This window comes from Prauserella sediminis (assembly GCF_014195435.1).
GTDB lineage: Bacteria > Actinomycetota > Actinomycetes > Mycobacteriales > Pseudonocardiaceae > Prauserella > Prauserella salsuginis.
Genome location: NZ_JACIBS010000001.1, coordinates 2,318,770 through 2,340,756, shown reverse-complemented (window position 1 = coordinate 2,340,756; position 21,987 = coordinate 2,318,770). Strand labels below are relative to the sequence as shown.

The following is a 21,987-nucleotide window of genomic DNA, read 5'->3' as shown; positions in this document are numbered from 1 at the left end:
TGCGCAGTTGCCATGCCTCGGGCCGCCTGGTCGTGGCGCCTCAGCCTCGCCGCTGCGACTGGTCGCTCTCTCTCCCTGTGTTCTCACGGTCCCTCCGCAACGCCTCCCCTTGTGAGCGTTGCCTCGTGAGATGTTGACGGACTGTAGACACGGTCGGTTCCCATATCCAACCGACGAAGTTCGGATTTGTTTTCGCGAATGACCACACGGTCAAGTGCAGGTGGCTACAATGTTTCGGATCGGGGCTTGGAGCTTTCTCCACTGAAGTGGATATCGGCGCCCCGGCACCGCGCCGTGTAGCCAACCCGCACGTGACGGCTGCTATGCGTACCCTGGCTGCGTGCGTAAGAGAAGCGGTCTGCTGAAGCTGGTTGGTCTCTGCCTGCTGGCCGGTGTGCTGGTGGCGGGGATCCTCTTTCCTGTGGTCGGAGCCGCCGGTGTCGTGTCGAACCAGGCGAGCGAGACCGTGGAGTCGATGTCGGCCGAGCTGGCCGACGAGCCGCCGCCACAGCTGACGACGGTCACGGACAAGAGCGGCAAGCCGATCGCGACGCTGTACAACCAGTACCGCGTACCGACCAAACCCGATCAGATCTCCGACGCCATGAAGTGGGCGCTGATCTCGATCGAGGACCGCCGCTTCTACGAGCACACGGGCGTCGACTGGAAGGGCACGCTGCGCGCCGCGATCAGCAACTCCTCGGGCGGCGACACGCAGGGCGCCTCGACGTTGACGCAGCAGTACGTGAAGAACTATCTGATCAACGTCACCTACCGCGACGACGAGATCGGCCAGCAGCGCGCACAGGAACAGACCATCGCGCGCAAGCTCAAGGAAGCGCGCATCGCGATCCAGCTCGAGACGCGGATGTCGAAGGACGAGATCCTCGCCGGGTATCTGAACGTCGTCGAGTTCTCGCGGCAGATCTACGGTGTCGGCGGGGCCGCGCGGGCTTACTTCAACACCACGCCCGACAAACTGGACGTCGGCCAGTCGGCGATGCTCGCCGGCATGGTGAACAACCCGGCGGTGCTCGACCCGTGGAACAACCCCGAGGGTGCCAAGAACCGCCGCAACATGGTGCTCGACTCGATGGTCGACAACCGCAAGCTGTCGGCCGAGGACGCGGAGCGGATCAAGAAGGAGCCTCTGGGCGTGGCGAAGGGCGGCCCGAACAAGCCCGCGGCGAACTGTGTCGGTGCGGGCCCCGAGCACGGGTTCTTCTGCCAGTACGTCGAGGACTACCTGATCCGCTCGGGCATCTCGAAGGAAGACCTCTACGACGGCGGGTACACGATCCGCACCACGCTCGACCGGCGGATCAACCGCATCGCCAAGCGCTCCGCCGAGGAGCAGGTGCCCAAGATGCAGGAGAACATCGCCAACACGTTGGCCATGGTCCGGCCGGGCAAGAAGCGGCACGAGGTGGTGGCGTTGGCCGCCAACCGCGACTACGGACTGGACAAGGAAGCGGGCCAAACCACCTACGCGCTGCCGTCCGACACGTGGAACGTCACCGGCGCTGGGTCGAGCTACAAGATCTTCACGGCCGCCGCGGCGATGGAACACGCCGGGGTCGGCATCTTCGACTCGCTGCCGTCACCCGGGTCGTACACGGCGAGGAACTTCAGTGACGGCACGAACCCCTACACGGTGGGCAACGCGGGTGAGTACCCCGCCAGCATGACCCTGCAGGACGCGCTCGCCAAGTCGCCGAACACGACGTTCGTGCACCTCGTCGACCGCGTCGGCATGAAGCCGGTCCTCGACATGGCCTACAAGCTCGGCATGCGCCGGACGATGCAGTCGAACGCCGCCAACGGCGGTCCGGTCGACCCCGATGCCGACAGCTCCATGTACTCCCTGCCCCAGCGGAAGTTCTACGGCCCGCGGGCGAACACCCGCGGCATACCGTCGTTCACCCTCGGCGTCAGCCCGACGAACCCGCTGGAGATGTCCAACGTCGCCGCGACGATCCTCAGCGGCGGCACCTGGTGCCCGCCGACCCCGGTCGCCGAGGTCACCGACCGCAACGGCGACCCGGTGAAGATCGACGAGAACCCTTGCCAGCAGGTCGTCAACGAGGACCTGGCGAACTCGCTGGCCGTCGGCATGAGCAAGGACGACCTCCCGGGTGGCACGTCGGCCGCCGCGGCCGAGGCGGTCGACTGGTCACGCCCGATGATCGGCAAGACGGGCACGACGCAGAACAACGCCTCCGGTGCGTTCATCGGCGGCACGCCCCAGCTGGCCGGCGCGTCGATGATCTTCAAACCGGAGCGCCCGACGGGCGGCATCGTGGACAGCGGTCCGGGGAACGTCTACTCGGTCGACGGCGAGGGCAACATCTTCGGCGGCAAGGCCCCGGCCCGCACCTGGTTCAACGCCATGAAGAAGATCATGGAAGGGGAACCGGTCCGCCAGCTCCCGAAGCCCAGCCCCCGCTACGAATGAGGCCCGGCAGCCGTTGACAGCGGCGGCGAGACACCGCGACAGCCCTCGGTGTCCGGTCGGCCGACCGTTCGCGGCTGCCGACCGGAGGCCGGCAGTTCCGGCTGGTGCGTAGCCGTGCACGTCGTGCTCCTGGCGTTCGGCATGGTGGTGACCGCCGTCGTGGTCACCACCATGCCGCCGCGCCACTGCCTCCGCCGCACCATGCCGCCGCCGCACCGCTGCCGCTGTCGCTTCGGCTGACCCTGCTGTGGGCCCGGGTCGCCGCCCTGTACGTCATCGGTTTCGCCGCTCTCCGGCCGTTGTGGTGGCCGACCGTGATCGGGCTCGGGACGGCGATCGCGCTGGTGTTCGCCGTCCCGGAAACGCGGCGACGACTGCGTCACGGCACCGGCTCGACGCGCCCCTGACACTTCGCCACACGCGCGTACGCTGGGCGCGTGCATCTGCTGGGCAAGGAGACTTCATGAAGCGCCTCGTCACCACGACGGCGGCCGTCGGCGCCGCGACGCTCGGCTATGCCGTCGGCGTCGAACGCAGGAACTGGACGCTGCGCACCGCCGTGCTGCCCGTCCTCGACGACGACGCCTACCCCATCCGCATCCTCCACATCTCCGATCTGCACATGCTGCCCGGCCAGAAGTCCAAACAACGCTGGGTCGCCGCCCTCGACGAACTCGAACCCGACCTCGTCGTCAACACCGGCGACAACCTCGCCCACCGACGCGCGGTGCCGCACGTGCTCCGCGCGCTGGGACCGCTGCTCGATCGGCCCGGCGTGTTCATCTTCGGCAGCAACGACTACTACGCGCCCAAACCGAAGAACCCCGCTCGTTACCTCATGCCCAAGGGCCGCAAGAAGCGGATCCACGGCAGGCACCTGCCCTGGCAGGACCTGCGCGCAGCGATGATCGAACGCGGCTGGCAGGACCTCACCCACCGCCGCACCACCTTCGACGTCGCAGGCCAGCGCATCTTCGCCGCCGGCGTCGACGACCCCCACCTGCGCCGCGACCGCTTCAACGAGATCGCAGGCCCCGTCGACGCCGAGATCGTGATGAAGCTCGGCATCACCCACTCGCCCGAACCGCGCGTGCTCGACCCGTTCGCCTCCGAGGGCTACGACCTCGTCCTCGCAGGCCACACCCACGGCGGACAGCTCCGCATCCCCGGCATCGGCGCCCTCGTCACCAACTGTGAACTCGACCGCTCCCGCGCCCGAGGCGTCTCCCGGTGGGGCGCCGACATGTGGCTCGGTGTCTCCGCAGGACTCGGCACCTCGCCGTACGCCCCGGCCCGGTTCGCCTGCCCGCCCGAAGCAAGCCTGCTCACCCTCGTTCCCCGCAGTTCACCGACCACCCGCAGGGACACCACCGCCAGAAGGACCACCCGCCGCAAAGCCCGCAGCGAAGTCCGCTAGACTGTTTCCCGACCCGCTCACCGGGAGACCGGTGAACACATCATCGGGGTGTGGCGCAGCTTGGTAGCGTGCCTCGTTCGGGTCGAGGAGGTCGTGGGTTCAAATCCCGCCACCCCGACGAAAGAGGGAGACCCTTGTCCGCGAAAAGCGTGGACAAGGGTCTCTTTCTTTATGTCTTGTGGGGGCGCAGCCCCCACACCCCGGCCCGGCGGGCTCCGCCCCCGGACCCCCTGCCTGTGGTGGCGATGCAGGACGTGAGTTGCGGTGGCGGGGTGGGTCCGGCCGTGCTCGCTGCGCTCGCCGGCCTACTGCCGAATACGTGCGGGTGCGAGCTCTCGTGAGGTGCGGGCGTCGGGGGTCGTGCGTTGCGTCGCGTGGGGCGTCCGCCGTTGCTCGCCGGCGCTCGCTCGGCTGCTCGGGTGCCATGCGGGTGCGGGGACTCGTAGGGCGCGGCAGCCGGGGACGTGTGTTGCGTTGCGTGGGTGAGCCGCCGTTGCTCGCCGGGGGCTCGCTCGGCTCCTCCCGGGACGTCGGAGGGGCAGCGGCGCCGCACCGCGAGAACTGAGTTCGGCCGTGTTGCGCGCTCCGGGCGCCGTGTTTCGGATTCCAGGACCCGTGTTGCGCCCTCCGGGAGGTGTGTTGCGGATTCCAGGGGGCGGGCGCGGCGGACGGGGAGCGCGGCCGTCGGCGGCACGCTGATCGTCGCCGCAGCTGCCGTGGTGGCCCTCGCCGCAGCGGTCTCCGGTCTCCGGTCTCCGGTCTCCGGTCTCCGGTCTCCGGTCTCCGGTCTCCGGTCTCCGGTCTCCGGTCTCCGGTCTCCGGTCTCCGGTCTCCGGTCTCCGGTCTCCGGGACAAGGGTCGAACAGCAGCGGTGGGCCGCACCGAACCGGTACGGCCCACCGCTGCGTGATCGCTTACTCGCCCCGGAAGCGGGCGTACTGCTCGGCGATCGTCGAACCGTCGGCAGCCTCGTCCAGGAACATCAGCGAATCCATGCTGCAGTTGCACGGATTCTTCTCCGCCGTGTTCTGCGGGAAGCTACCGCCGATCTTGATGCCGCGCGGATTCGTCGCACTCGTCGGCGAACCGTCCACCTGCCACGGGTCACCGTCCTTGACGTACGACCCCTCGAGCGGCTCGCCGTTGCGATACAACGCCATCTCGCCGGTCGTGTAGTCGAACGTGGCCGCCAGGTGCACCCACTCGTCCTGCGGCAGGAGCTCACGCCAGTCCCGGTCGGCCGCGAACATCTGCGACTCGCCACCGTCCAGGCGCCTGCCCAGAGCCACCAGCTGCATCTCGCCGTCGACCTCGATCAGCTCGAGCAGCGCACGCACGTCGTGGCCGTCCGAATCGCCGCTCAGCACGCCAGCCAGGCCGACGGAGTTGTACCGCGCGTCCGGGTCGTCCGACGACGGGTCGGGGCTCGGGTTCTCACCCGTCATCTTCACCCAGCCCATCACCGTGATCCCGTCGGCGGCGTTGAACGCGTCCAACGCCTCGACACCGTCGGCGTCGCCGTCCCACAGGCCGGCCTTCCAGTCGTCGTTTCCGACCTGGCCCGGATTCACCTGCTTCAGCTGCAACGAGTTGTTGCTGCCGGGGAACGCCCCGCCGTCGACGCGCATGTCCTCGCCGCCGTTGACCAGGTCCAGCAGCGTGTTGGCGCTGCCCTGACCGGCCTCCTTCGCACCGTCCACAGCGAACGGATGCTCGAAGTCGTAGTGCGCGACCAGGTTGTCCGACACGTCATCGGTGACCTCCGACGGCTCCGCCGGCTTCACGTCGGTGACCTTCCAGATCTTGCCGTTCGCCTTGGCCAGCAGGTACAGCTCGCCCGCCGCGTCGGTGCCGAACCGCAGGTCGACCCGGCCGTCGTCGACGAAGTCGCTCATCCGCTTGCGGTCGCCGTCCGAGTCGAACAGCTGCACCTCGGTGATCGGTTCACGATTCTTGCCGCGGCTCATGTCGGCGGCCTCGGTGCTGAAGACCTCACCGTCGACCAGGTCGCCGAAGATGTACTTGCCCTGCAGCTCCGGATGGACGTCGCCGCGGTACACCTGACCGCCGGAGATCGCGTGGCCACTGTCCGAATTGCACGGCCAGTTGTCGGGTGCATCGTGATCGTAGGCCGCCACCGGGTAGGTGTAGCCGTACTTGGCGTCGTCGGGCGGCAACGGATACAGCACGCACTGCTTCTCCGGGTCGAACCGGAAGCGACCCTCGCGTTCGCTCCACCCGAGGTTGTCGCCCTTCTCGACCTTGTACACCGCTTCGAGCGCTCGCTGTCCGATGTGGCCGAGGTACATGTCGTTCTTGCCCTCGGGGTCCCACGTGAATCGGTGCGGATCCCGCATGCCCAGCGCATAGATCTCGCCGAGCGCGCCTTCCTCGCCGACGAACGGGTTCGACTCCGGAATTCCGTACTCGCCGTTGGGACCGTTCGTGCCCTCCGGGTCGATGCGGAGGATCTTGCCCGCCGGGTTGTCGAGCTCCTGCGGAATATCGGTGCCGACACCGTCTCCGCCGTCGCCGACCGCCAGGTACAGCAGGCCGTAGTCCTCGTCGCCGGGCTCGGCCGTCGGATTGAAGTCGATCTGCTGGATCGCGTGGATCTGTGTCGCGAAACCGAACCGGAAGATCTCGCGATGGGTTCCCGAGAACGTGTTCGCCGACGGATCATCCGCCGTCCATTCGGTCACGACGCTCTGCACCGTCGCGTCCTGCTGGTTGGGATACGTCGGCTCGTTCTCGGCGATTCCCTCCTCGCCGACCGAATGCACCGTGTAGAACTTGCCGTTCTCGGCGAACTCCGGATGGAACGTGACGAAGCCGAATCCCGTTCCCATACCCCTACCGGAGAAGAAGTACTCGTCCTCGGAGCGCATGTCGAGATACTCGTGCTGCTCACCGTCCTCGGAGAGCAGGTACATCGGGCCGTTGAGGTCCGGCACGTACTTCCGGCCCGATCCGTCCGGCACCTCCCCGATGTAGTTGATTCGGTTGTGCCGCATCAGACGCTCGTCCGTCGGCGGCGGCGTCGGTTCGGTCTCCGGCAGCTGGGCGTACTCCTCCAGCACCAATCCCAGTTCCGCAGGCTTCGGATCCTCGGGGATCGGGTCGGTGATCGGTTCGTCACCCGTCGCCGGCCCGCTTTCCGCCGGTGGCGCTCCGCCCGCCGGCGGCGCCGACAGGGTCATCGTGAGCACCGCCGCGGTCACGGCGGACACCCACCATTTTCTGTTGCCCATCATTGGACTCCATCCCACGTGCTCATGGTTTTCACGTGCTTGGATCGGTTTGCGGCCGGCGCGAGTGCGAGCGCACGCCGACCCGCCCGAAATGCGGCGGCGATCCCGCCGCACCGGGACGTCTACAGTGGATCTCCGGTCGTCAGTCGCGGATACCGACGGCGGTCACGTCGCGAATGCGCCCGTAGTTGTCGAACGATCCGAACCCGATGCGGCCACCCGAGAACGTCGTGTCCTTGGCCGTCATCAACGGCTTCGGAGAACCGTCGATGTGAACGGCGATACGACCGGACGGCGCGTGGTGGTCGACACGCACGTCGTGCCACTCGCGGTCGTCGATCGCGGGCCTTGCGCCGGACTCGCCGTTCCACTGGTCGTCGATGCGTTCCCGGTCGGCGTCGTCGACCTTGAAGATGCCGTTGTGCGGGTAGATCGTGTTGTCCTGCGACAGGTGGACGTAGTAGAAGCTCGTCGGCGACCGGTAGTTGAAGATCAGGACGACGTCGCGGTCGTTTCGGGTCACGGGTTCGTCGATGCGCACCGTGGCGCGGTAGCGAACCGATCCCAGTTCGGGGCCCGCGTCGACGATCGCGTACTCGAACGGCCTGCGCGGACCCTCCGGCGGGTCTCCCCGCTCGGCCTGGATCACCTGCCGGTCGGAGAAGCTCCACTTGTCCGGGTGAAGCGGCGACCAGTCGCGCTGCGTCGGCTCCGGACGAACGATGGTGAAGCCGCTCCGATCCGGAGATCCGCCCACATCGGACGGACCGGCACCCGGATACTGCGCCGACAGCCCGCCTTCCTTTCCGGGTGAACCGGGTGATGTCGGGCCCGCCTCTGGTGCGCTCGCCGCCTCCGCCGATGCCGCGGCCGGGATCGCCGTCGCGGGGATCGCCGTCAACGGCAGGACTGCGGCCGCTGCGACGACCAACGCCCGTCGCAGCCCCGGCGGCCTCGGCTGCAATGTCGGGCCGATACTGCGTGAGTCGATACTGCGTGAGCTGGAAGTCGTTCGGGCATGCGAAAACGTGCGGTGCATGATCCTCCCCGCTCGGCCGGCCGCGTCCACGGCCGCCGCTGATGCGATTTGGCAACTCATGCGGCACCGCCACCTCGACGAGCGGTCGTGTCGACGAGCCGGCGCCATGCGCGAAGAACTCAGCGATCACCTCCGTTGGCTCGCCGTACGGCTCGTCTTGTAAGCGCTTTCGGAAAGCGCTTCCCGGAAGCATAGGAGCGGTGATCCACAACCGCAAGCCCACACAGCGGACAATCCGGATGGACGAGAGCAGACGGCGCAGCCAGGGCGCACGGCCGCAACAAGCCCCGCACAGGAGCCGGCGCGGCAGCTGCGACGGCGTGGCAGTAGCGCGGCGTGGCAGCAGCGCGGCGACGGCGACGGCGACGGCGTGGCAGTAGCACAGCGATGGCGACGCACGGCATCAAAGCCCGGCAGCCCGGCTACCGAGAGGCGGGACGCACGCCGGTCGGCCCCGGGCGGGATCCGGCAACCACCGAAGCACCGAAGACCGCCGCCGCCCGCCCGCAAGGCCCGACAGGACCCGCGAGGTCCCACAGCCCTCGAGCGCCGAGCCCTTAGCCCCTAACCCCTGACCACTAGCCCGGCGGGTCCTCGCTACACCCGGGAGTCGTCGGTGCGGGATCCCACGAGTTGTTCGCGCAGGGCGGTGATCTCCGCCTTGAGGTCGGCGACCTCGCCGCGCAGCTCCTCCGCGCGGACGGCGTCGGCCTGCCTGGACTCCTTCTCCGACTCCTCCATACCGCCGAACTTCTCGACGAACCACGACGCGATCGAACCCGTGACCACACCGAGCAGTGCGATGCCGGCGAGCATCAACCCGGTGGCGATGAGCTTGCCCTCGCTCGACACCGGTGAGTAGTCGCCGTAACCGACGGTCGTGATGGTGGTCATCGTCCACCACAGGGCGTCGGCGAAGGTCGTGATCATGGCGTCCGGCTGATCGCGTTCGACCTCGAGGACGGCCAGCGCGGCGGACACGCCGACCAGCACCGTCGCACCCGACACGTAGGCCACGACCTGACCGCGCACGCGGGCCTGGAGACGCCGGTTGATCAGCACCAGCACCATGACCAGGCGCAGCACGCGCAGCTGGCGCAGTATCGGAACCACGATGGTCACGAGGTCGAACAGGTTCCGCAGCACGAATCTGCCGCGCCGACGGCTCAGCGCGAGCCGGATGAGGTAGTCGGCGGCGAACGCCGCCCACACCAGCCACATGCCGACGTCCAACGTCGAGCGCGTGCCGCGGTCCATGCCGGGCTGCAGCACGATCCAGGCGTACCCGGCGAAGAACAGTACGGACAGCGCGATCATCGGCCACTCGGTGCGCTGCTCCCAGCGCTGCAGCCGTGTCTCGTCGGGTTCGTCGTCGGCGCCGTTGTCGGTGCGCACGGGTTCAGCAGACATCGCGCCCATGATGACGGCCACCCCCTCGGTGGATACGCACAACCCCGCAACCTCACAGGTGACGGGCCTCACACGGACCTCACGCGGCGGAGCCGCCCTCGGGACCGCCACCGGGCACGGCGCGCGGCGGCATCACAACCCGGACCTGGCAGTATCGACAGCCGTGACGACACAGCAGCCAGGCACAACGCAGTACCCAGCCCCGCACGTCCCCGAACGGCTCTTCTCCGACGAGGCGGCCGAGCAGCGCTGGCGGTCCCGGTTCCTGGCGCCGCGCGTATCGGTGCCGGACTGGGCGCTCGACGCACCCGACGCCAGCATCTACGTGTCCAACGCCAGCGGCGTGTGGGAGGTCTACGCGTGGAACCGCGCCACGGGCGAACGCTGCCGGGTGACCGATCGTCCTAACGGGACGCTCCACGCGACGCTGTCGCCCGACGGGGAATCGATCTGGTGGTTCGACGACACCGACGGCGACGAGTTCGGCTCGTGGGTCCGCCAGCCCTTCGACGCGAGCGGCGACACATCCCAGCAGCCCGGCGCAGCCAAGGCCGTCGTCGACGTGCCCGACGGCTACCCGGCGGGCCTCGAGATCGGCCACCGGCTCGTCGCGGTCGGCGTGTCCACCGACGACGGCAGTGCGCTGTACGCCCACGCGGGCGGGGAGACGACGCGCTTCTACTCCCGGTCCGAGGACGCGGGCATCGCCGCGCTGTCCCGGGACGAACGGCTGCTGGCGATCGCCCACTCCGAGCACGGCGACTCCCGCCACCCTGCCGTCCGCGTGCTCGCCACCGACGGGTTCGAGACCGTCGCCGACAAGTGGGACGGCGAGGGCAAGGGCCTCGATGCGCTCGAGTTCTCCCCCGTCGAAGGCGACCCACGGCTGCTGCTCCTGCACGAACGCCGCGGCCGGGAAGAGCTGCTCATCTGGGACGTCGAGGCCGACACCGAACAGGAGATCAGCCTCGACCTGCCCGGCGAGGTAGCGGGCACCTGGTACCCGGACGCCGACGCGCTGCTGATCGTCCACTTCCACGAGGGCCGCAGCTCGCTGCACCACTACGACCTGAAGACCGGCGCACTGACCGCGCTGGACACGCCGCCGGGCCGGATCGGCGGTGGCGGCGTGCGCCCTGACGGCAACGTCGAGTACTCGTGGTCGAACGCCGCCCGGCCGCCCGTGGTGCGCGTGCGCCGCGCCGACGGCACCGACGAGGTGCTGATGACCCCGCCCGGCGATCCGGCGCCGGGGTCACAGCCCGTCGAGGACGCGTTCGTCGACGGCCCCGGTGGGCGCATCCACGCGCTCGTCGCGAAGCCGGCGGGCGCCGACGGTCCGCAGCCGACCGTCTTCCTGCTGCACGGCGGTCCGCACGCGGCCGACGAGGACCGCTTCTCGGCCTACCGCGCCGTGTGGCTGGATGCCGGGTTCGCGGTCGTCGAGGTGAACTACCGCGGGTCGACGGGGTACGGCTCGGCGTGGCGCGACGCCATCGAGGGAAGGCCCGGACTGACCGAGCTCGAGGACGTTGCAGCGGTGCACGACTGGGCCGTCAGCAGCGGGCTGACCGATCCGCAGCGGTGCGTCGTCAGCGGCGCCTCGTGGGGCGGGTACCTGACGCTGCTGGCGCTCGGCACCCAGCCGGGCCGGTGGACGGCAGGTGTCGCCGGCGTTCCCGTCGCCGACTACGAGGCCGCCTACGAGGACGAGATGGAACAGCTGCGCTCGTTCGACCGCGCCCTGTTCGGCGGTGCGCCCGAGGACGTCCCCGACGTCTACCGCGAGTGCTCGCCGCTGACGTATCTCGACGACGTCGACGTCCCGGTGCTCGTCCTCGCGGGTGACAACGACCCGCGGTGCCCGATCCGGCAGATCGAGAACTACCTCGACGGGCTCGCCGAGCGCGGCGTGCCGCACGCGTTCTACCGCTACGACGCAGGGCACGGCTCGCTGGTGATCTCCGAGACGATCACCCAGACGGCCACCGAGGTGCACTTCGCGATGCAGGCCGTCGGCCTCGCCTGACCCGCGCGTTCAACCCGGCCACGCGTCGGCATGTCGTCGACGGGCGGTGGCCGGGCCGGCGGTGAACGCCCCCAACGGCACCTTGGGGGCGTTCACCGCCCTTGATCTTGCGCCTCCCCGTGATCTCACCGTCCGTGTCCGTCCCGCGAGAGAACCGCCCCCTGGGGCTTCACACGCCGGTGCGATTACTGCTGCTGGGCCTGCCACATCCAGTGATGCTTCTCGAGCTCGGCCGCGATCTCGATGAGCAGGTCCTGGGTGACGAGGTCGGCCTTGTCGGTCTCGTCGATGCTCTTGCGCAGGCGTTCGATCAGCTCGGAGAGGACCTCGACGATCGCGTCGACGGTGGCCTGCGTGTCCTGCCAGTTGTCGGGGTAGTCGGACAGGCCGGAACTCTCGGTGACCGTCGATGCCTTGCCGTTCGGCGAGACACCGATGGCGTTGGCACGCTCGGCCACCGAGTCGGTGTAGGTGCGCGCCGTCGACACCAGCTCGTCGAGCTGCAGGTGGACGCTGCGGAAGTTCGTGCCGACCACGTTCCAGTGGGCCTGCTTCGCGATCAGTGACAGATCGATGAGGTCGACCAGCGTGCTCTGCAGCACGTTCGCGGTGATCTTCTTGTCGCTGTCCTTGAGTGGGCTGCTGATCGGCGACTTGGCCATCGGTTCCTCCTGCGGTGCGCTCCCCTGCAAGCGCTCGAGTACTCGGAACGCCGCGTGCCGCGGGCAGCATGCGACGCGCGCCGGGCCGACGCGACTCGCGGGATTACCGCGTTGCCGGGGCCCCAAACCCGGCCGCCGTCATGCCCGGCGCTGGGCGAACTCCGTGACCTGGCTTCCGATGAGCCGCAGCGTGTGCTCGACCTTCTCCTCCGACACACCGCCCTGGGCGTCGAACTTGACCTCACCGGTGTTGACCGCGCCACCGAGTGGTGTGGGCCAGCCGCGGAGGGCGTGCGTGATGGTGCGCAACTGGTCGAGCGTGGTGACGGCAGCCTGCCAGCCGTAGGCGACACCGACCGCGCCCACGGCGCGGCCGTCGAGGTAGGGACGCCGGTCGGCGCGCAGGTCCTCGAGGTAGTCGAGCGCGTTCTTGATCAGACCGGACAGTGCGCCGTGATACCCGGGCGAGACGACGATGAGCCCGTCGGCTTCGCGAACGGCCTCGACGAGTTCGCTCGCGCGTGGCGTGCGCTCGACCGATACCGCGTCGTAGAACGGCAGGTCCAGGGCCTGACCGCAGATGGCGGACGTTTCGGCACCCGCGTCGGCCGCACCGGCGAGTGCGACCCGCAGCGCCCGTTCGGTCTGTGAACCGTCCCGCAGCGAGCCGCCGATACCGAGCACCTTGACCGCGCCTGTAGAAGTCACAGCTTCGAGGCTAAGCGCTCGACCATGGTCGAGGTCCACTACGGCGGCATCGAGACGATATCCGTCACATCTCGACGCATGTGACGGCGCGACCCCGGCCGGAGGTCCTCGCGACGACATCATCGCAGGTACGGAATGCGGTCACGGGAGCGGAACACGGGTGCCGAGGACTGGCCGCCTCGCCTACTCGGGAGTAACCTCGAGTCGCAGTCAGAGTCGACGGGAAGGCACCACCGATGGCGATTCCACCTCAGATCCGGGCCCAGGCCGCCGCCATGAAAACGATCTACGCACTGCCCTCGCCGTTGCGGCGGCTGATCGCGGGCAAACCGGTGCAGCGGGACGGCCAGGAGCTCGCACTGGACGCGCAGTTGCTGCTGCGGATGCAACAGCTGTCCGGGACGTCACTGGTGGATTCGAACTTCGACGTCGGCAGTTCGCGCGCGGCGCTGGACGCTGCGCGCCACCTGGTGAGCGGTACGCCGATCCAGCCGGTCGCGACCCGCGAACTGTTGATTCCCGCCGACCACGGCGACATCGCGGCCCGGCTGTACACCCCGCAGGGCCTGGCCGACGGCTCGCCGCTGCTGGTCTTCTACCACGGCGGCGGCTTCGTCATCGGCACCCGCGACAGTCACGACAACACGGCGAGGCTGCTCGCCAAGCAGGCCGGCGTGCGGGTGCTGTCGATCGAGTACCGCCTCGCACCCGAGCATCCGTTCCCCGCGGCGCAGCAGGACGCGCTCACGGCCTTCGACTACGCGCACGCGAAGGCCGCCGACCTGGGAGCCGACGCCGACCGCATCGCCGTCGGCGGGGACAGCGCGGGCGGCAACCTCGCAGCGGCGACCGCGCTGGCCGCCACCCGGCGCGGCGGCCCGGCACCCGCGTTCCAGCTGCTGCTCTACCCGGCGGTGGACTCGACGACCACGCGCCGCTCGCGAGAACTGTTCGGCAACGGGTTCTTCCTCACCGACGAGCACATGACGTGGTTCCTCGACCAGTACGCACCCGCAGGCGTCGACCGCGCCGACCCGTTGCTGTCACCGCTGCTGGCCGACGACCACACGGGCCTGCCGCCCGCCTACATCGCCACGGCCGGGTTCGACCCGCTGCGAGACGAAGGCGAGGCGTACGCCGCAAAGCTCGCCGAAGCGGGCGTTCCCGTCGGCCTCAGCAGGCAGGAGGACCTGATCCACGGGTTCGCCAACTTCACCGGCGTGGGCACCCGGTTCCGCGAGGCGACCGTCGAGGCCGCAGGGGCCCTCCGCATGGGCCTGTCGGGATACACCCGGTAGCAGGACCGGCGCCTCTCGTCAGCCACCAAACTCGCCCCGGGTGGGAACTCTCCACACGGCTGCCCGTCACGGTGCGGAGGGGCGGCCGTTCCCGGCCACCACCCCCTCAAGGACGCGCGTTGAATGCCCCCAAGGCTGACCTTGGGGGCATTCAACGTCTGTGGGTCACGGGGCGGGGACGTCCGGCACCTCAGGGGCATCCGGTGCGTCGGGAACCTCGGGCACCTCCGGCATCGGCACCGGCCCGAGCAGCCCGGACAGCAGCCCCTGCACCGTCGCGAGCAGCGACTGCAACAGACCGTTCACCGCCGCCAGCGGGTCCGGCAGCGCGGGCAACTGCCTCATCTCGGCGTCGGCCGTGTACGCACGCGGCTGCGCCTGCGGGTCCGCGAGCACGTCCTGCACCTTCTCGTTCTGCGTCAACGCCTTCTTCGCGTCGCTTGCCGCCTTCCGTTGGGCCGGTGTCGCGGCGAGCCGCTCGAGCACCGGGTCGATATCGGTGAGAGTGGCCTTCGTGCCCTGCACGTCACCGGAGTAGGCCCGGTCGGTGAGCTGGTCCCGCAGGTCCAGCAGGCGATGTGCGGAGGACTGCGTGGTGACCGAGCCGCTGCCGTCGTCGCTGATGCTCGCGGCCGTCGCGATCCCCGATGTGGAGACCGCGAGCGCGGCCCCTGACAGCACCGCGGCGACCGTGCGAGCGAATCCGGACTTCATGACTGCCAACCTCCTGGCGTGGGAGAGCAACGAACACGTCCAGCCGTACCAACCGGCCTCGCCGTGTACACCGTGCAATCACCTGATCCCGTGGCGTGATGGCGTCACTGCGAGTGCCTGCGATCCCTCGCACACTGGGCCGTCAGGGCTATGACCTTCACCCGGTTGCCGGTACGACAAGTACCGAGACGAGCGATCCGGGCGTCACACTGCGGTCGCAGCGTCCACCACAGCTCCCACTGCCGTCCCTCGACGTAGCCGTTTCACGGTCCGGCCCTCCGGGTTCACCCTCCGGCGCGTCACCCGCACCCCACATGTGACGTGCCCGAAAGAAGTTGCACGACCGTACCGGGATGCTGTTACGTCGCGGATGTGCCGCTGACGCCTTACCTGCACATTCTTCGCATTCCTCGCATGGCTACGTCGACGCTCGTCGCCGTACTCGCCCGGCTCCCCATGACCGCCACGGGCGTCACGCTGACGCTGCACGTCGTCGGCACACTCGGCCACGGCTACGGCGCCGCCGGCCTCGTCGGCACGGCCACCACCGCGGGCACGGCACTCGCGGCCCCGCTGCTGGGCCGCATGATCGACCGTTACGGACTGCGTCCCGTCGTCGCGGTGTGCGGCACGACGTCGGCGACATTCTGGATCAGCGCACCCCACCTGCCGTACGCGGTGCTGCTTGTCGCGGCGCTGCCCGCCGGTGCGCTCCTCATCCCCGCGGGCCCGATCGCGCGGCAGGTGATCGCCGCGCTCGTCCCCGCCGGACAGCGCCGCACCGCCTACTCGCTCGACTCGGTGCTCGTCGAGCTGACGTTCATGACGGGCCCCGCGCTGGGAATCCTCGTCACCACACAGGTCTCGTCGACGGCCGCGCTGACCGCGATCGGCGTGCTCTTCGGCACGTGCGGATGCGCGCTGTACGCCGTGAATCCGCCGGTGCGGACACCGGACGAAGCGGGACGGTCCCGCGCCGCGGTCCGTCCACCGCTGACATCGTGGCTCGGCAGGCACCTGGTCGCGACATTGCTCGTCGCGACGGGCGCGCTGTTCGTACTCGTCGGCGCCGAACTGGCCGCGCTGGCGGCCCTCCGCGAATCCGGGGAGGTAGGCGCGGCCGGCGTCGTGATCGCCGTGATGTGCCTGGCGTCGCTGGTGGGCGGGATCGTGCACGGGGTCGCCCGACGCTCGGCCTCCCAGCTGACGCTGATGGTCACGCTGGCCGCGCTGACGATCCCCGCGGCACTCGCGACGCAGCCGTGGTGGCTGCTGGCGTTGGTGCTGGTGCCGTCGAACCTCGTGTGCGCGCCGACTCTCGCGGCCACGACGGAACGAGTCTCCCAGCTGGCCCCGCCCGCGGTGCGCGGCGAAGCGATGGGAGTGCAGGACTCGGCGACCCGCATCGGGCTCGCGCTCGGCAGTCCGGTCGTCGGGTTCGTCATGGACCACACGTCGCCGGGCATGGGTTTCGTCGCGGCGGGTGCGGGTGGGCTGGCGTTCGCCGCCGCCGGTGCGGCCCTTTCCCGTCGCGGCACCGCGGACCGCACCGCCCCGCAGCCCGCGTGACGCCCGCCGCGGGCGACCGGGCCACCCGGCCGCCCGCGGCGGGCGTCACCGGTCACATACAGGCCTGGCGGAGACTCTCGAGCTTGGACAGGTTCTGCTGCAGCCACTGGTTGAAGTCACCGATCCGGTCGGCTCGTTGCTGTTCGAGCTCGACGTAGCCGTCGGCCAACGCGGTCAGGTTCTGCTGGAGGTCCTGGTCGGCCGCCTGTCCGGCGAGGTCACGCAGCTGCTGTGCCTTGTCCGCCGCTTCGGACTGGACCTGCTGCGGGTCGACGTTGGGGTTGAGGTCGACGATCCCGAGCGCCTGACCACAGACGCTCGCCTTGTCCGCGGCCCCGTCCACGGACTTACTGATCTCCGAAACCTCGGAACATCCTGCGAGCAACAACATCCCCAGCGCGGCGACCGGCGCCGTCCGTTTCCACATGGCTCGACAACCTACCGGCAAGGCCACCTTGCCGTGATCGACTGTGGGCGGGAAGGCTAGTGCTTGCGCGCCGTCAGATACCGCCCCTTGCCGGCGAGCTCCGCGACCTCCTCGTCGTCGAAGGTCCGGCCGTACCGCTCGGCCAGCTGCGCCACCGTTACCTCGTCGACCGCCCATCCCAGCTCGGACAGGCGGGCGTTCGGGTCGTAGTCGGCGTCCGACAGCAGCGAGGCGAGGTCGATCCCCAGTCCGGCCGACAGTGACGCGGCCGAGGAATCCGCGAGAGCCGAGCCCACGCCCGGCATGTACTCCACCGCGATCGTGCTGCCCGGCGCGGACAGCTTGTGCACGGTCGTCAGCAGCCGCTCCGCCGCGTCCGCGGGGAGATAGGGCATGAGCCCCTCGGCGAGCCAGCTGGTGGGCGCCGCCGGGTCGAAACCGCTGCCGGCCAACGCCGCCGCCCAGTCGTCCCGCAGATCGATCGGGACGCCACGGCGCTCGCATGCCGGTTCGGCACCGCCGTGGGCGAGCACCGCGTCCTTGAACTGCAGCACCCGCGGCTGGTCCACCTCGTACACCGTGGCGCCCTCCGGCCACGGCAGGCGGAAGGCGCGGCTGTCCAGTCCGGCGGCGAGCAACACGACCTGGCGCGCACCCACCGATGCACCGGCGGACTCGTGGGAACCGAGCAGATACTCGTCGAGATACCGCGAGCGCAGCCCCAGGAAGACCGACATCAGCGACCACCGGTGATCGTCGTCGGCCACGTCCTCGGCGCGGGTCGGCATGGGGATCGGCGATTCAGCGGCGCGAACGAACTCGGCCGCGTAGGGGTCCCGGACGAGCGCATCGGTCCGGCTTGTCTCGACGGCCCTGGCGGCAGCCACGCCGAGAGCGGTGATGCCCACACCGGAGACGATGTCCCAGTCCCGCAGCTCGTACACCATGTCCGCACCCCTTTCACCGCACGTGATCACTCCACTACCAGGCATACCGCGATTGCTTAGCATCTACAACTATCAGAGACACGCGTCACCGGCGACGAGGAGAAGGGGTTCCGAAAAGCGAAAACCGCGAAGGCCTGAACCTTCGCGGTTTTCGTCATGCCGGCACGATCCGGCGGAGAACGCCCGTTCCGGGCTTTCAGCGCCCGGTTCGCTGCGTCTACTGCTTCGCTGTTTTCCCTGACTTCGCTGCGTCTACTACTTCGCGATGCGGTCGGCGACCAGCTCCGCGATCTGCACCGCGTTGAGCGCCGCGCCCTTGCGCAGGTTGTCGTTCGCCAGGAACAGCGTCAGCCCGCGGCCGTCCGGCACGCCCTGGTCGGCGCGGATGCGGCCCACGAAACTCGGGTCCTTGCCCGCGGCCGCGAGCGGCGTCGGCACGTCGACCAGCTGCACCCCCGGAGCCCCGGACAGCAACTCCTGCGCCCGCGCCACGGAGATCGGCGACGCGAACTCGGCGTTCACCGAGATCGAGTGACCGGTGAACACCGGAACGCGCACGCACGTCCCCGACACCGCGAGCCCCGGAATGTCCAGGATCTTGCGGCTCTCGTTGCGCAGCTTCTGTTCCTCGTCCGTCTCGAACGTGCCGTCATCCACAATGGACCCGGCCATGGCCAGCACGTTGAACGCGATCGGCGCGACGTACTTGTCCGGCGAGGGGAAGTCGACGGCCGACCCGTCGTGGGTCAGCTCCTTCGCCTTCGTCCCCGCGGCTTCGACCTGGCTCGCCAGCTCCTCGACGCCGCCGAGCCCGCTGCCCGACACCGCCTGATAGGTGCTGGCGATCAGGCGCGTCAGCCCGGCCTCGTCGTGCAGCGGCTTGAGAACCGGCATCGCGGCCATCGTCGTGCAGTTGGGGTTGGCGATGATCCCCTTGCGCGCGTGGCCGATCGCGGCGGGGTTTACCTCGCTGACCACGAGCGGGACGTCCGGGTCGAGCCGCCACGCCGACGAGTTGTCGATCACCGTCGCGCCCGCCTCGGCGAACCGCTGCGCCTGCGCCTTCGACGTCGAACCACCCGCCGAGAACAGGGCGATGTCCAACCCGGAGGGATCGGCCGTGGCCGCGTCCTCCACCTCGATGTCCTTGCCGCCCCACGACAGTGTCGAACCGGCAGACCGGGCCGAGGCGAACAGCCGCAGCTCGGACAGGGGGAACTTGCGGTCCTCCAGCAGCTGCCGCATCACACCGCCGACCTGGCCGGTCGCACCGACCACGCCTACTCGCAGACCTCCAGCCATCAGCGACCACTCCCCGCATAGACGACGGCCTCTTCGTCGCCGCCGAGCTCGAACGCCTCGTGGATCGCACGCACCGCGTCGTCGACCTGCTCGTCGCGGATCAGTACGGAGATGCGGATCTCGGAGGTGTTGATGATCTCGATGTTGACACCGGCGTGGGCCAGCGCCTCGCAGAACGTCGCCGTGACACCCGGGTGCGAGCGCATGCCCGCACCGACGAGCGACACCTTGCCGACGTGATCGTCGTAGAGCACTGCCGAGAAGCCGATCTGCTCCTTGAGCGCCTCGAGCTCGCTCACCGCGCTCGGCCCGTTCGCCTTCGACAGGGTGAAGGTGATGTCGGTGCGGCCCTGGGTGTTGGACACGTTCTGCAGCACCATGTCGATGTCGATCTCGGCGTCCGCGACCGCGCGGAAGATGCTGCCCGCTGCGCCCGCATGGTCCGGGACCCCGGTGACCGTGATCTTCGCTTCGGACCGGTCGTGCGCCACACCGGTGATCAACGCCTGTTCCACGGGGATCTCCTCAATCGAGCCGGCCACCGTTGTGCCCGGCTTGTCGCTGTAGGACGAGCGAACCCGGATCGGCACGCCGTACCGCCTGGCGTACTCGACCGAGCGCAGGTGCAGGATCTTCGAGCCGCTCGCCGCGAGCTCGAGCATCTCCTCGTACGGCACCGTGTCGAGCTTGCGGGCATCCGGCACGATCCGCGGGTCCGCGGTGTACACACCGTCCACATCGGAATAGATCTCGCACGCGTCGGCCTCGAGCGCCGCGGCGAGCGCGACGGCCGTCGTGTCCGATCCGCCACGGCCCAGCGTGGTGATGTCCTTGGTGTCCTGCGCAACGCCCTGAAAACCCGCAACCAGTGCGATGTAGCCCTGGTCGAGTGCCTCGGTCACGCGCCCCGGCGTGACGTCGATGATGCGGGCGTTTCCGTGCACGGACGTCGTCACGACGCCCGCCTGCGAGCCGGTGAACGACCACGCCTCGGCGCCCTGCGCCGAGATCGCCATCGCGACAAGCGCGTTCGAGATCCGCTCGCCCGCGGTCAGCAGCATGTCCATCTCGCGCTCCGGCGGGACGGGATTCACCTGCTCCGCGAGGTCGAGCAGCTCGTCGGTCGTGTCCCCCATCGCGGAGCACACGACGACCACCTCGTTGCCTGCCTTCTTCGTGGCAACGATGCGCTCGGCGACACGCTTGATCCGGTCTGCGCTCTCCAGCGACGAACCGCCGTACTTCTGGACTATGAGCGCCACTTTGGCCGAACCTCCTCGAAGGAGCGGCGCCCGCTCGGCGGCCTTGTCGCAAAGGTGCGCACGCTCCGTATCGTCGTGACCAGGGTACCGATCGTTCACCCGGATGCCATTCGGCCTTGTGACTCCTCGCACGCCGCCGAGCTGCTGGTTTCCGGGCCCATGGAGGTGCGGAATGGGTGGCGGACAACAGGAAACGGCCGTCGGCGTGCACTCGCTGATCACCCTGCGGAGAAGCCCCCGGGCCCTCGACGCAATGAGCGACGTCACATCGGAGCAGATTCGCAGGCTCCTCGAGGCGGCCCGCTGGGCGCCCTCGTTCGGCAACACCCAGCCCGCGCGGTTCCTCGTCGGCCTCCGTGGTGACGAGACCTACGCGCGCGTGCTGGCAGCGTTGACGGAGCGGAATCGGGCGTGGGCCCACCGGGCGGGTGCGCTGCTGATCGGGTCGGCGGTGCGGCGCAACGCCAAGGGAGACGTGCCGTACGCCGAGTACGGCGTCGGGCTCGCGGCGGAGAACCTGGCGCTGCAGGCCGTGGCCGAGGGCCTGGCCGCGCATCAGATGGCGGGCTTCGACGCGGAGCAGGTGCGACGGGACTTCGACGTACCCGCCGACGTGGAACCGCTGGTGGCGATCGCCGTCGGGGTCCAGGCCGACGCGGAGGTACTCGGGGAACCGCGGGACGTCCAGCGGGAGCGGGCCCCGCGCTCCCGCCTGCCGCTCTCGGAGATCGCCTACGCCGGAACGTGGGGCGAGCCCCTGCGGTGACGCTGCGGTTGCGCTCAGTGCCGGCGTGAGCGCCCCCAAGGGCACCCTGGTCGCGTTGGGCGCGACGAATCCTCCCCTGATCATGGCGCAACAGCGAGCGCAACCCGTGCCCCCTTCACGGAGTGCGAGGGGAAGAAAGGGCGCGTTGAGTGCGACCAATGTGCCCTTGGGGGCGCCGCACCGCTCAGGCGCCGCCACCGACGCGGCGGATCACCTTCGCCACGATCGACGACACGACGAGCCAGAAGATCGCGGCGATGCCGTAGTTGATCAGAACCAGCAGTTTCGGATCCGCGGGCTGGAACAGGTCGTGGAACCCGACCGCGAGGTTCTCCGAGGTGTCGGCCACCCACTGCACGATGCCGTTTCCGGGGTTCGCCTCGCCGATCACGAAGACGACGTGGAGCACCAGGATCAGCGCGAACGCGAGGCCGACCCACCGGACGATCCCTGCGAGCAGGCCGACGCCCCGTTCGCGGACCGCCGTCCAGTCGACCGACGGCTCCTTCGCCTCACGCTGCGCACGCCGCGAACCGCCGGTCTGGCCGGCCGCCTTCCCGTTCGCCGCGTCGGGGGTGCCGTTCTGCGTCGCCGCCTGCGGCGCACCGCTGCCGCCGGACGTCGCTTCGGGAGCCGGCGGCTGATGCACCTGAGTGGCCTCCGTGTCGGCGCCACCACCCGCGCTACCCTGCGCGTTCTTCTCCGTGTGCTCACCCATGACCGCAGTCTGA

17 protein-coding genes, 1 tRNA gene and 1 pseudogene are annotated in these 21,987 nt (G+C 69.4%); 8 read left to right on the top strand and 11 right to left on the bottom strand.

The annotated features are described in order from the left end of the window. The first annotated feature begins 340 nt into the window (after positions 1-340). The 4 genes from FB384_RS10745 to FB384_RS10735 all read left to right on the top strand — a co-directional run bounded on the left by FB384_RS10745 (position 341) and on the right by FB384_RS10735 (position 3,990). On the top strand, positions 341-2,455 hold the full coding sequence (locus FB384_RS10745) for a transglycosylase domain-containing protein (protein WP_183782212.1): 2,115 nt from the start codon (positions 341-343) through the stop codon (positions 2,453-2,455). Positions 2,456-2,569: 114 nt separating this feature from the next. Then, complete coding sequence (locus FB384_RS27095) at positions 2,570-2,695, top strand: hypothetical protein (RefSeq protein WP_267459285.1); 126 nt, start codon at positions 2,570-2,572, stop codon at positions 2,693-2,695. Positions 2,696-2,918: 223 nt separating this feature from the next. Further along, positions 2,919-3,872 (top strand): metallophosphoesterase, encoded by a 954-nt coding sequence (locus FB384_RS10740; RefSeq protein WP_183782210.1) that lies wholly within the window; start codon positions 2,919-2,921, stop codon positions 3,870-3,872. Between the two features lie 44 nt (positions 3,873-3,916). Beyond that, a tRNA-Pro gene (locus tag FB384_RS10735) sits at positions 3,917-3,990 on the top strand. A 796-nt stretch (positions 3,991-4,786) separates the two neighbouring features. On the opposite strand, the gene FB384_RS10730 is transcribed toward FB384_RS10735, so the two are convergent. The 3 genes from FB384_RS10730 to FB384_RS10720 form a co-directional block, all read right to left on the bottom strand. Continuing rightward, on the bottom strand, positions 4,787-7,126 hold the full coding sequence (locus FB384_RS10730) for a PQQ-dependent sugar dehydrogenase (protein ID WP_228726003.1): 2,340 nt from the start codon (positions 7,124-7,126) through the stop codon (positions 4,787-4,789). Between the two features lie 139 nt (positions 7,127-7,265). Then, entirely contained in the window at positions 7,266-8,087 is an 822-nt protein-coding gene (locus FB384_RS10725) for a hypothetical protein (RefSeq protein WP_228726002.1), read from the bottom strand. Between the two features lie 672 nt (positions 8,088-8,759). Beyond that, positions 8,760-9,572 (bottom strand): potassium channel family protein, encoded by an 813-nt coding sequence (locus tag FB384_RS10720; RefSeq protein WP_183782208.1) that lies wholly within the window; start codon positions 9,570-9,572, stop codon positions 8,760-8,762. Between the two features lie 163 nt (positions 9,573-9,735). Between FB384_RS10720 and FB384_RS10715 the strand changes: the two genes are divergently transcribed. Next, positions 9,736-11,601 carry a prolyl oligopeptidase family serine peptidase gene (locus FB384_RS10715; RefSeq protein ID WP_323985187.1) on the top strand — a complete coding sequence of 622 codons (1,866 nt, stop codon included), beginning with the start codon at positions 9,736-9,738 and terminating at the stop codon, positions 11,599-11,601. Between the two features lie 185 nt (positions 11,602-11,786). Here the strand turns inward: FB384_RS10715 and dps are convergent, their stop codons facing one another. Then, positions 11,787-12,263, bottom strand: a complete 477-nt coding sequence (gene dps / locus FB384_RS10710) for a DNA starvation/stationary phase protection protein Dps (RefSeq protein ID WP_183782206.1) — start codon at positions 12,261-12,263, stop codon at positions 11,787-11,789. A gap of 138 nt (positions 12,264-12,401) precedes the next feature. Then, entirely contained in the window at positions 12,402-12,971 is a 570-nt protein-coding gene (locus tag FB384_RS10705) for an NADPH-dependent FMN reductase (RefSeq protein ID WP_183782204.1), read from the bottom strand. A gap of 236 nt (positions 12,972-13,207) precedes the next feature. On the opposite strand from FB384_RS10705, the gene FB384_RS10700 reads away from it, so the two are divergent. After that, the gene (locus FB384_RS10700; RefSeq protein WP_183782202.1) at positions 13,208-14,269 is read left to right on the top strand and encodes an alpha/beta hydrolase; all 1,062 of its coding nucleotides are present in this window, start codon (positions 13,208-13,210) and stop codon (positions 14,267-14,269) included. A gap of 165 nt (positions 14,270-14,434) precedes the next feature. Here FB384_RS10700 and FB384_RS10695 read toward each other — a convergent pair whose 3' ends face one another. After that, complete coding sequence (locus FB384_RS10695) at positions 14,435-14,983, bottom strand: hypothetical protein (RefSeq protein ID WP_183782200.1); 549 nt, start codon at positions 14,981-14,983, stop codon at positions 14,435-14,437. Between the two features lie 372 nt (positions 14,984-15,355). On the opposite strand from FB384_RS10695, the gene FB384_RS10690 reads away from it, so the two are divergent. Beyond that, the gene (locus FB384_RS10690) at positions 15,356-16,552 is read left to right on the top strand and encodes an MFS transporter (protein ID WP_183782197.1); all 1,197 of its coding nucleotides are present in this window, start codon (positions 15,356-15,358) and stop codon (positions 16,550-16,552) included. 52 nt (positions 16,553-16,604) lie between these two features. Here FB384_RS10690 and FB384_RS10685 read toward each other — a convergent pair whose 3' ends face one another. The 4 genes from FB384_RS10685 to FB384_RS10670 form a co-directional block, all read right to left on the bottom strand. Then, a complete protein-coding gene (locus FB384_RS10685; RefSeq protein ID WP_183782194.1) occupies positions 16,605-16,979 on the bottom strand; it encodes a hypothetical protein in 375 nt (124 codons plus the stop codon). Between the two features lie 56 nt (positions 16,980-17,035). Further along, positions 17,036-17,926, bottom strand: a complete 891-nt coding sequence (locus FB384_RS10680) for an SAM-dependent methyltransferase (protein ID WP_183782191.1) — start codon at positions 17,924-17,926, stop codon at positions 17,036-17,038. Positions 17,927-18,181: 255 nt separating this feature from the next. Next, positions 18,182-19,228: an aspartate-semialdehyde dehydrogenase gene (locus tag FB384_RS10675; RefSeq protein ID WP_183782188.1), complete on the bottom strand. Its 1,047-nt coding sequence runs from the start codon at positions 19,226-19,228 to the stop codon at positions 18,182-18,184. Next, a complete protein-coding gene (locus FB384_RS10670; protein ID WP_183782185.1) occupies positions 19,228-20,490 on the bottom strand; it encodes an aspartate kinase in 1,263 nt (420 codons plus the stop codon). Before FB384_RS10670 ends, FB384_RS10675 begins: the two co-directional genes overlap by 1 nt. Before the next feature lie 172 nt (positions 20,491-20,662). Here FB384_RS10670 and FB384_RS10665 point away from each other — a divergent pair, with 172 nt between their 5' ends. After that, entirely contained in the window at positions 20,663-21,256 is a 594-nt protein-coding gene (locus FB384_RS10665) for a nitroreductase family protein (RefSeq protein WP_183782182.1), read from the top strand. Between the two features lie 184 nt (positions 21,257-21,440). On the opposite strand, the pseudogene FB384_RS10660 reads toward FB384_RS10665, so the two are convergent. Continuing rightward, positions 21,441-21,758 (bottom strand): annotated as a pseudogene (locus tag FB384_RS10660) (hypothetical protein); the annotation flags it as partial. Positions 21,759-21,987: the final 229 nt, after the last annotated feature.

Coding starts and splice junctions, on each gene's coding strand:
- FB384_RS10740 (WP_183782210.1), top strand. CDS start 2,919: ATGAAGCGCCTCGTCACCACGACGGCGGCCGTCGGCGCCGCGACGCTC.
- FB384_RS10730 (WP_228726003.1), bottom strand. CDS start 7,126: ATGATGGGCAACAGAAAATGGTGGGTGTCCGCCGTGACCGCGGCGGTG.
- FB384_RS10720 (WP_183782208.1), bottom strand. CDS start 9,572: ATGTCTGCTGAACCCGTGCGCACCGACAACGGCGCCGACGACGAACCC.
- dps (WP_183782206.1), bottom strand. CDS start 12,263: ATGGCCAAGTCGCCGATCAGCAGCCCACTCAAGGACAGCGACAAGAAG.
- FB384_RS10700 (WP_183782202.1), top strand. CDS start 13,208: ATGGCGATTCCACCTCAGATCCGGGCCCAGGCCGCCGCCATGAAAACG.
- FB384_RS10695 (WP_183782200.1), bottom strand. CDS start 14,983: ATGAAGTCCGGATTCGCTCGCACGGTCGCCGCGGTGCTGTCAGGGGCC.
- FB384_RS10685 (WP_183782194.1), bottom strand. CDS start 16,979: ATGTGGAAACGGACGGCGCCGGTCGCCGCGCTGGGGATGTTGTTGCTC.
- FB384_RS10680 (WP_183782191.1), bottom strand. CDS start 17,926: ATGGTGTACGAGCTGCGGGACTGGGACATCGTCTCCGGTGTGGGCATC.
- FB384_RS10675 (WP_183782188.1), bottom strand. CDS start 19,228: ATGGCTGGAGGTCTGCGAGTAGGCGTGGTCGGTGCGACCGGCCAGGTC.
- FB384_RS10665 (WP_183782182.1), top strand. CDS start 20,663: ATGGGTGGCGGACAACAGGAAACGGCCGTCGGCGTGCACTCGCTGATC.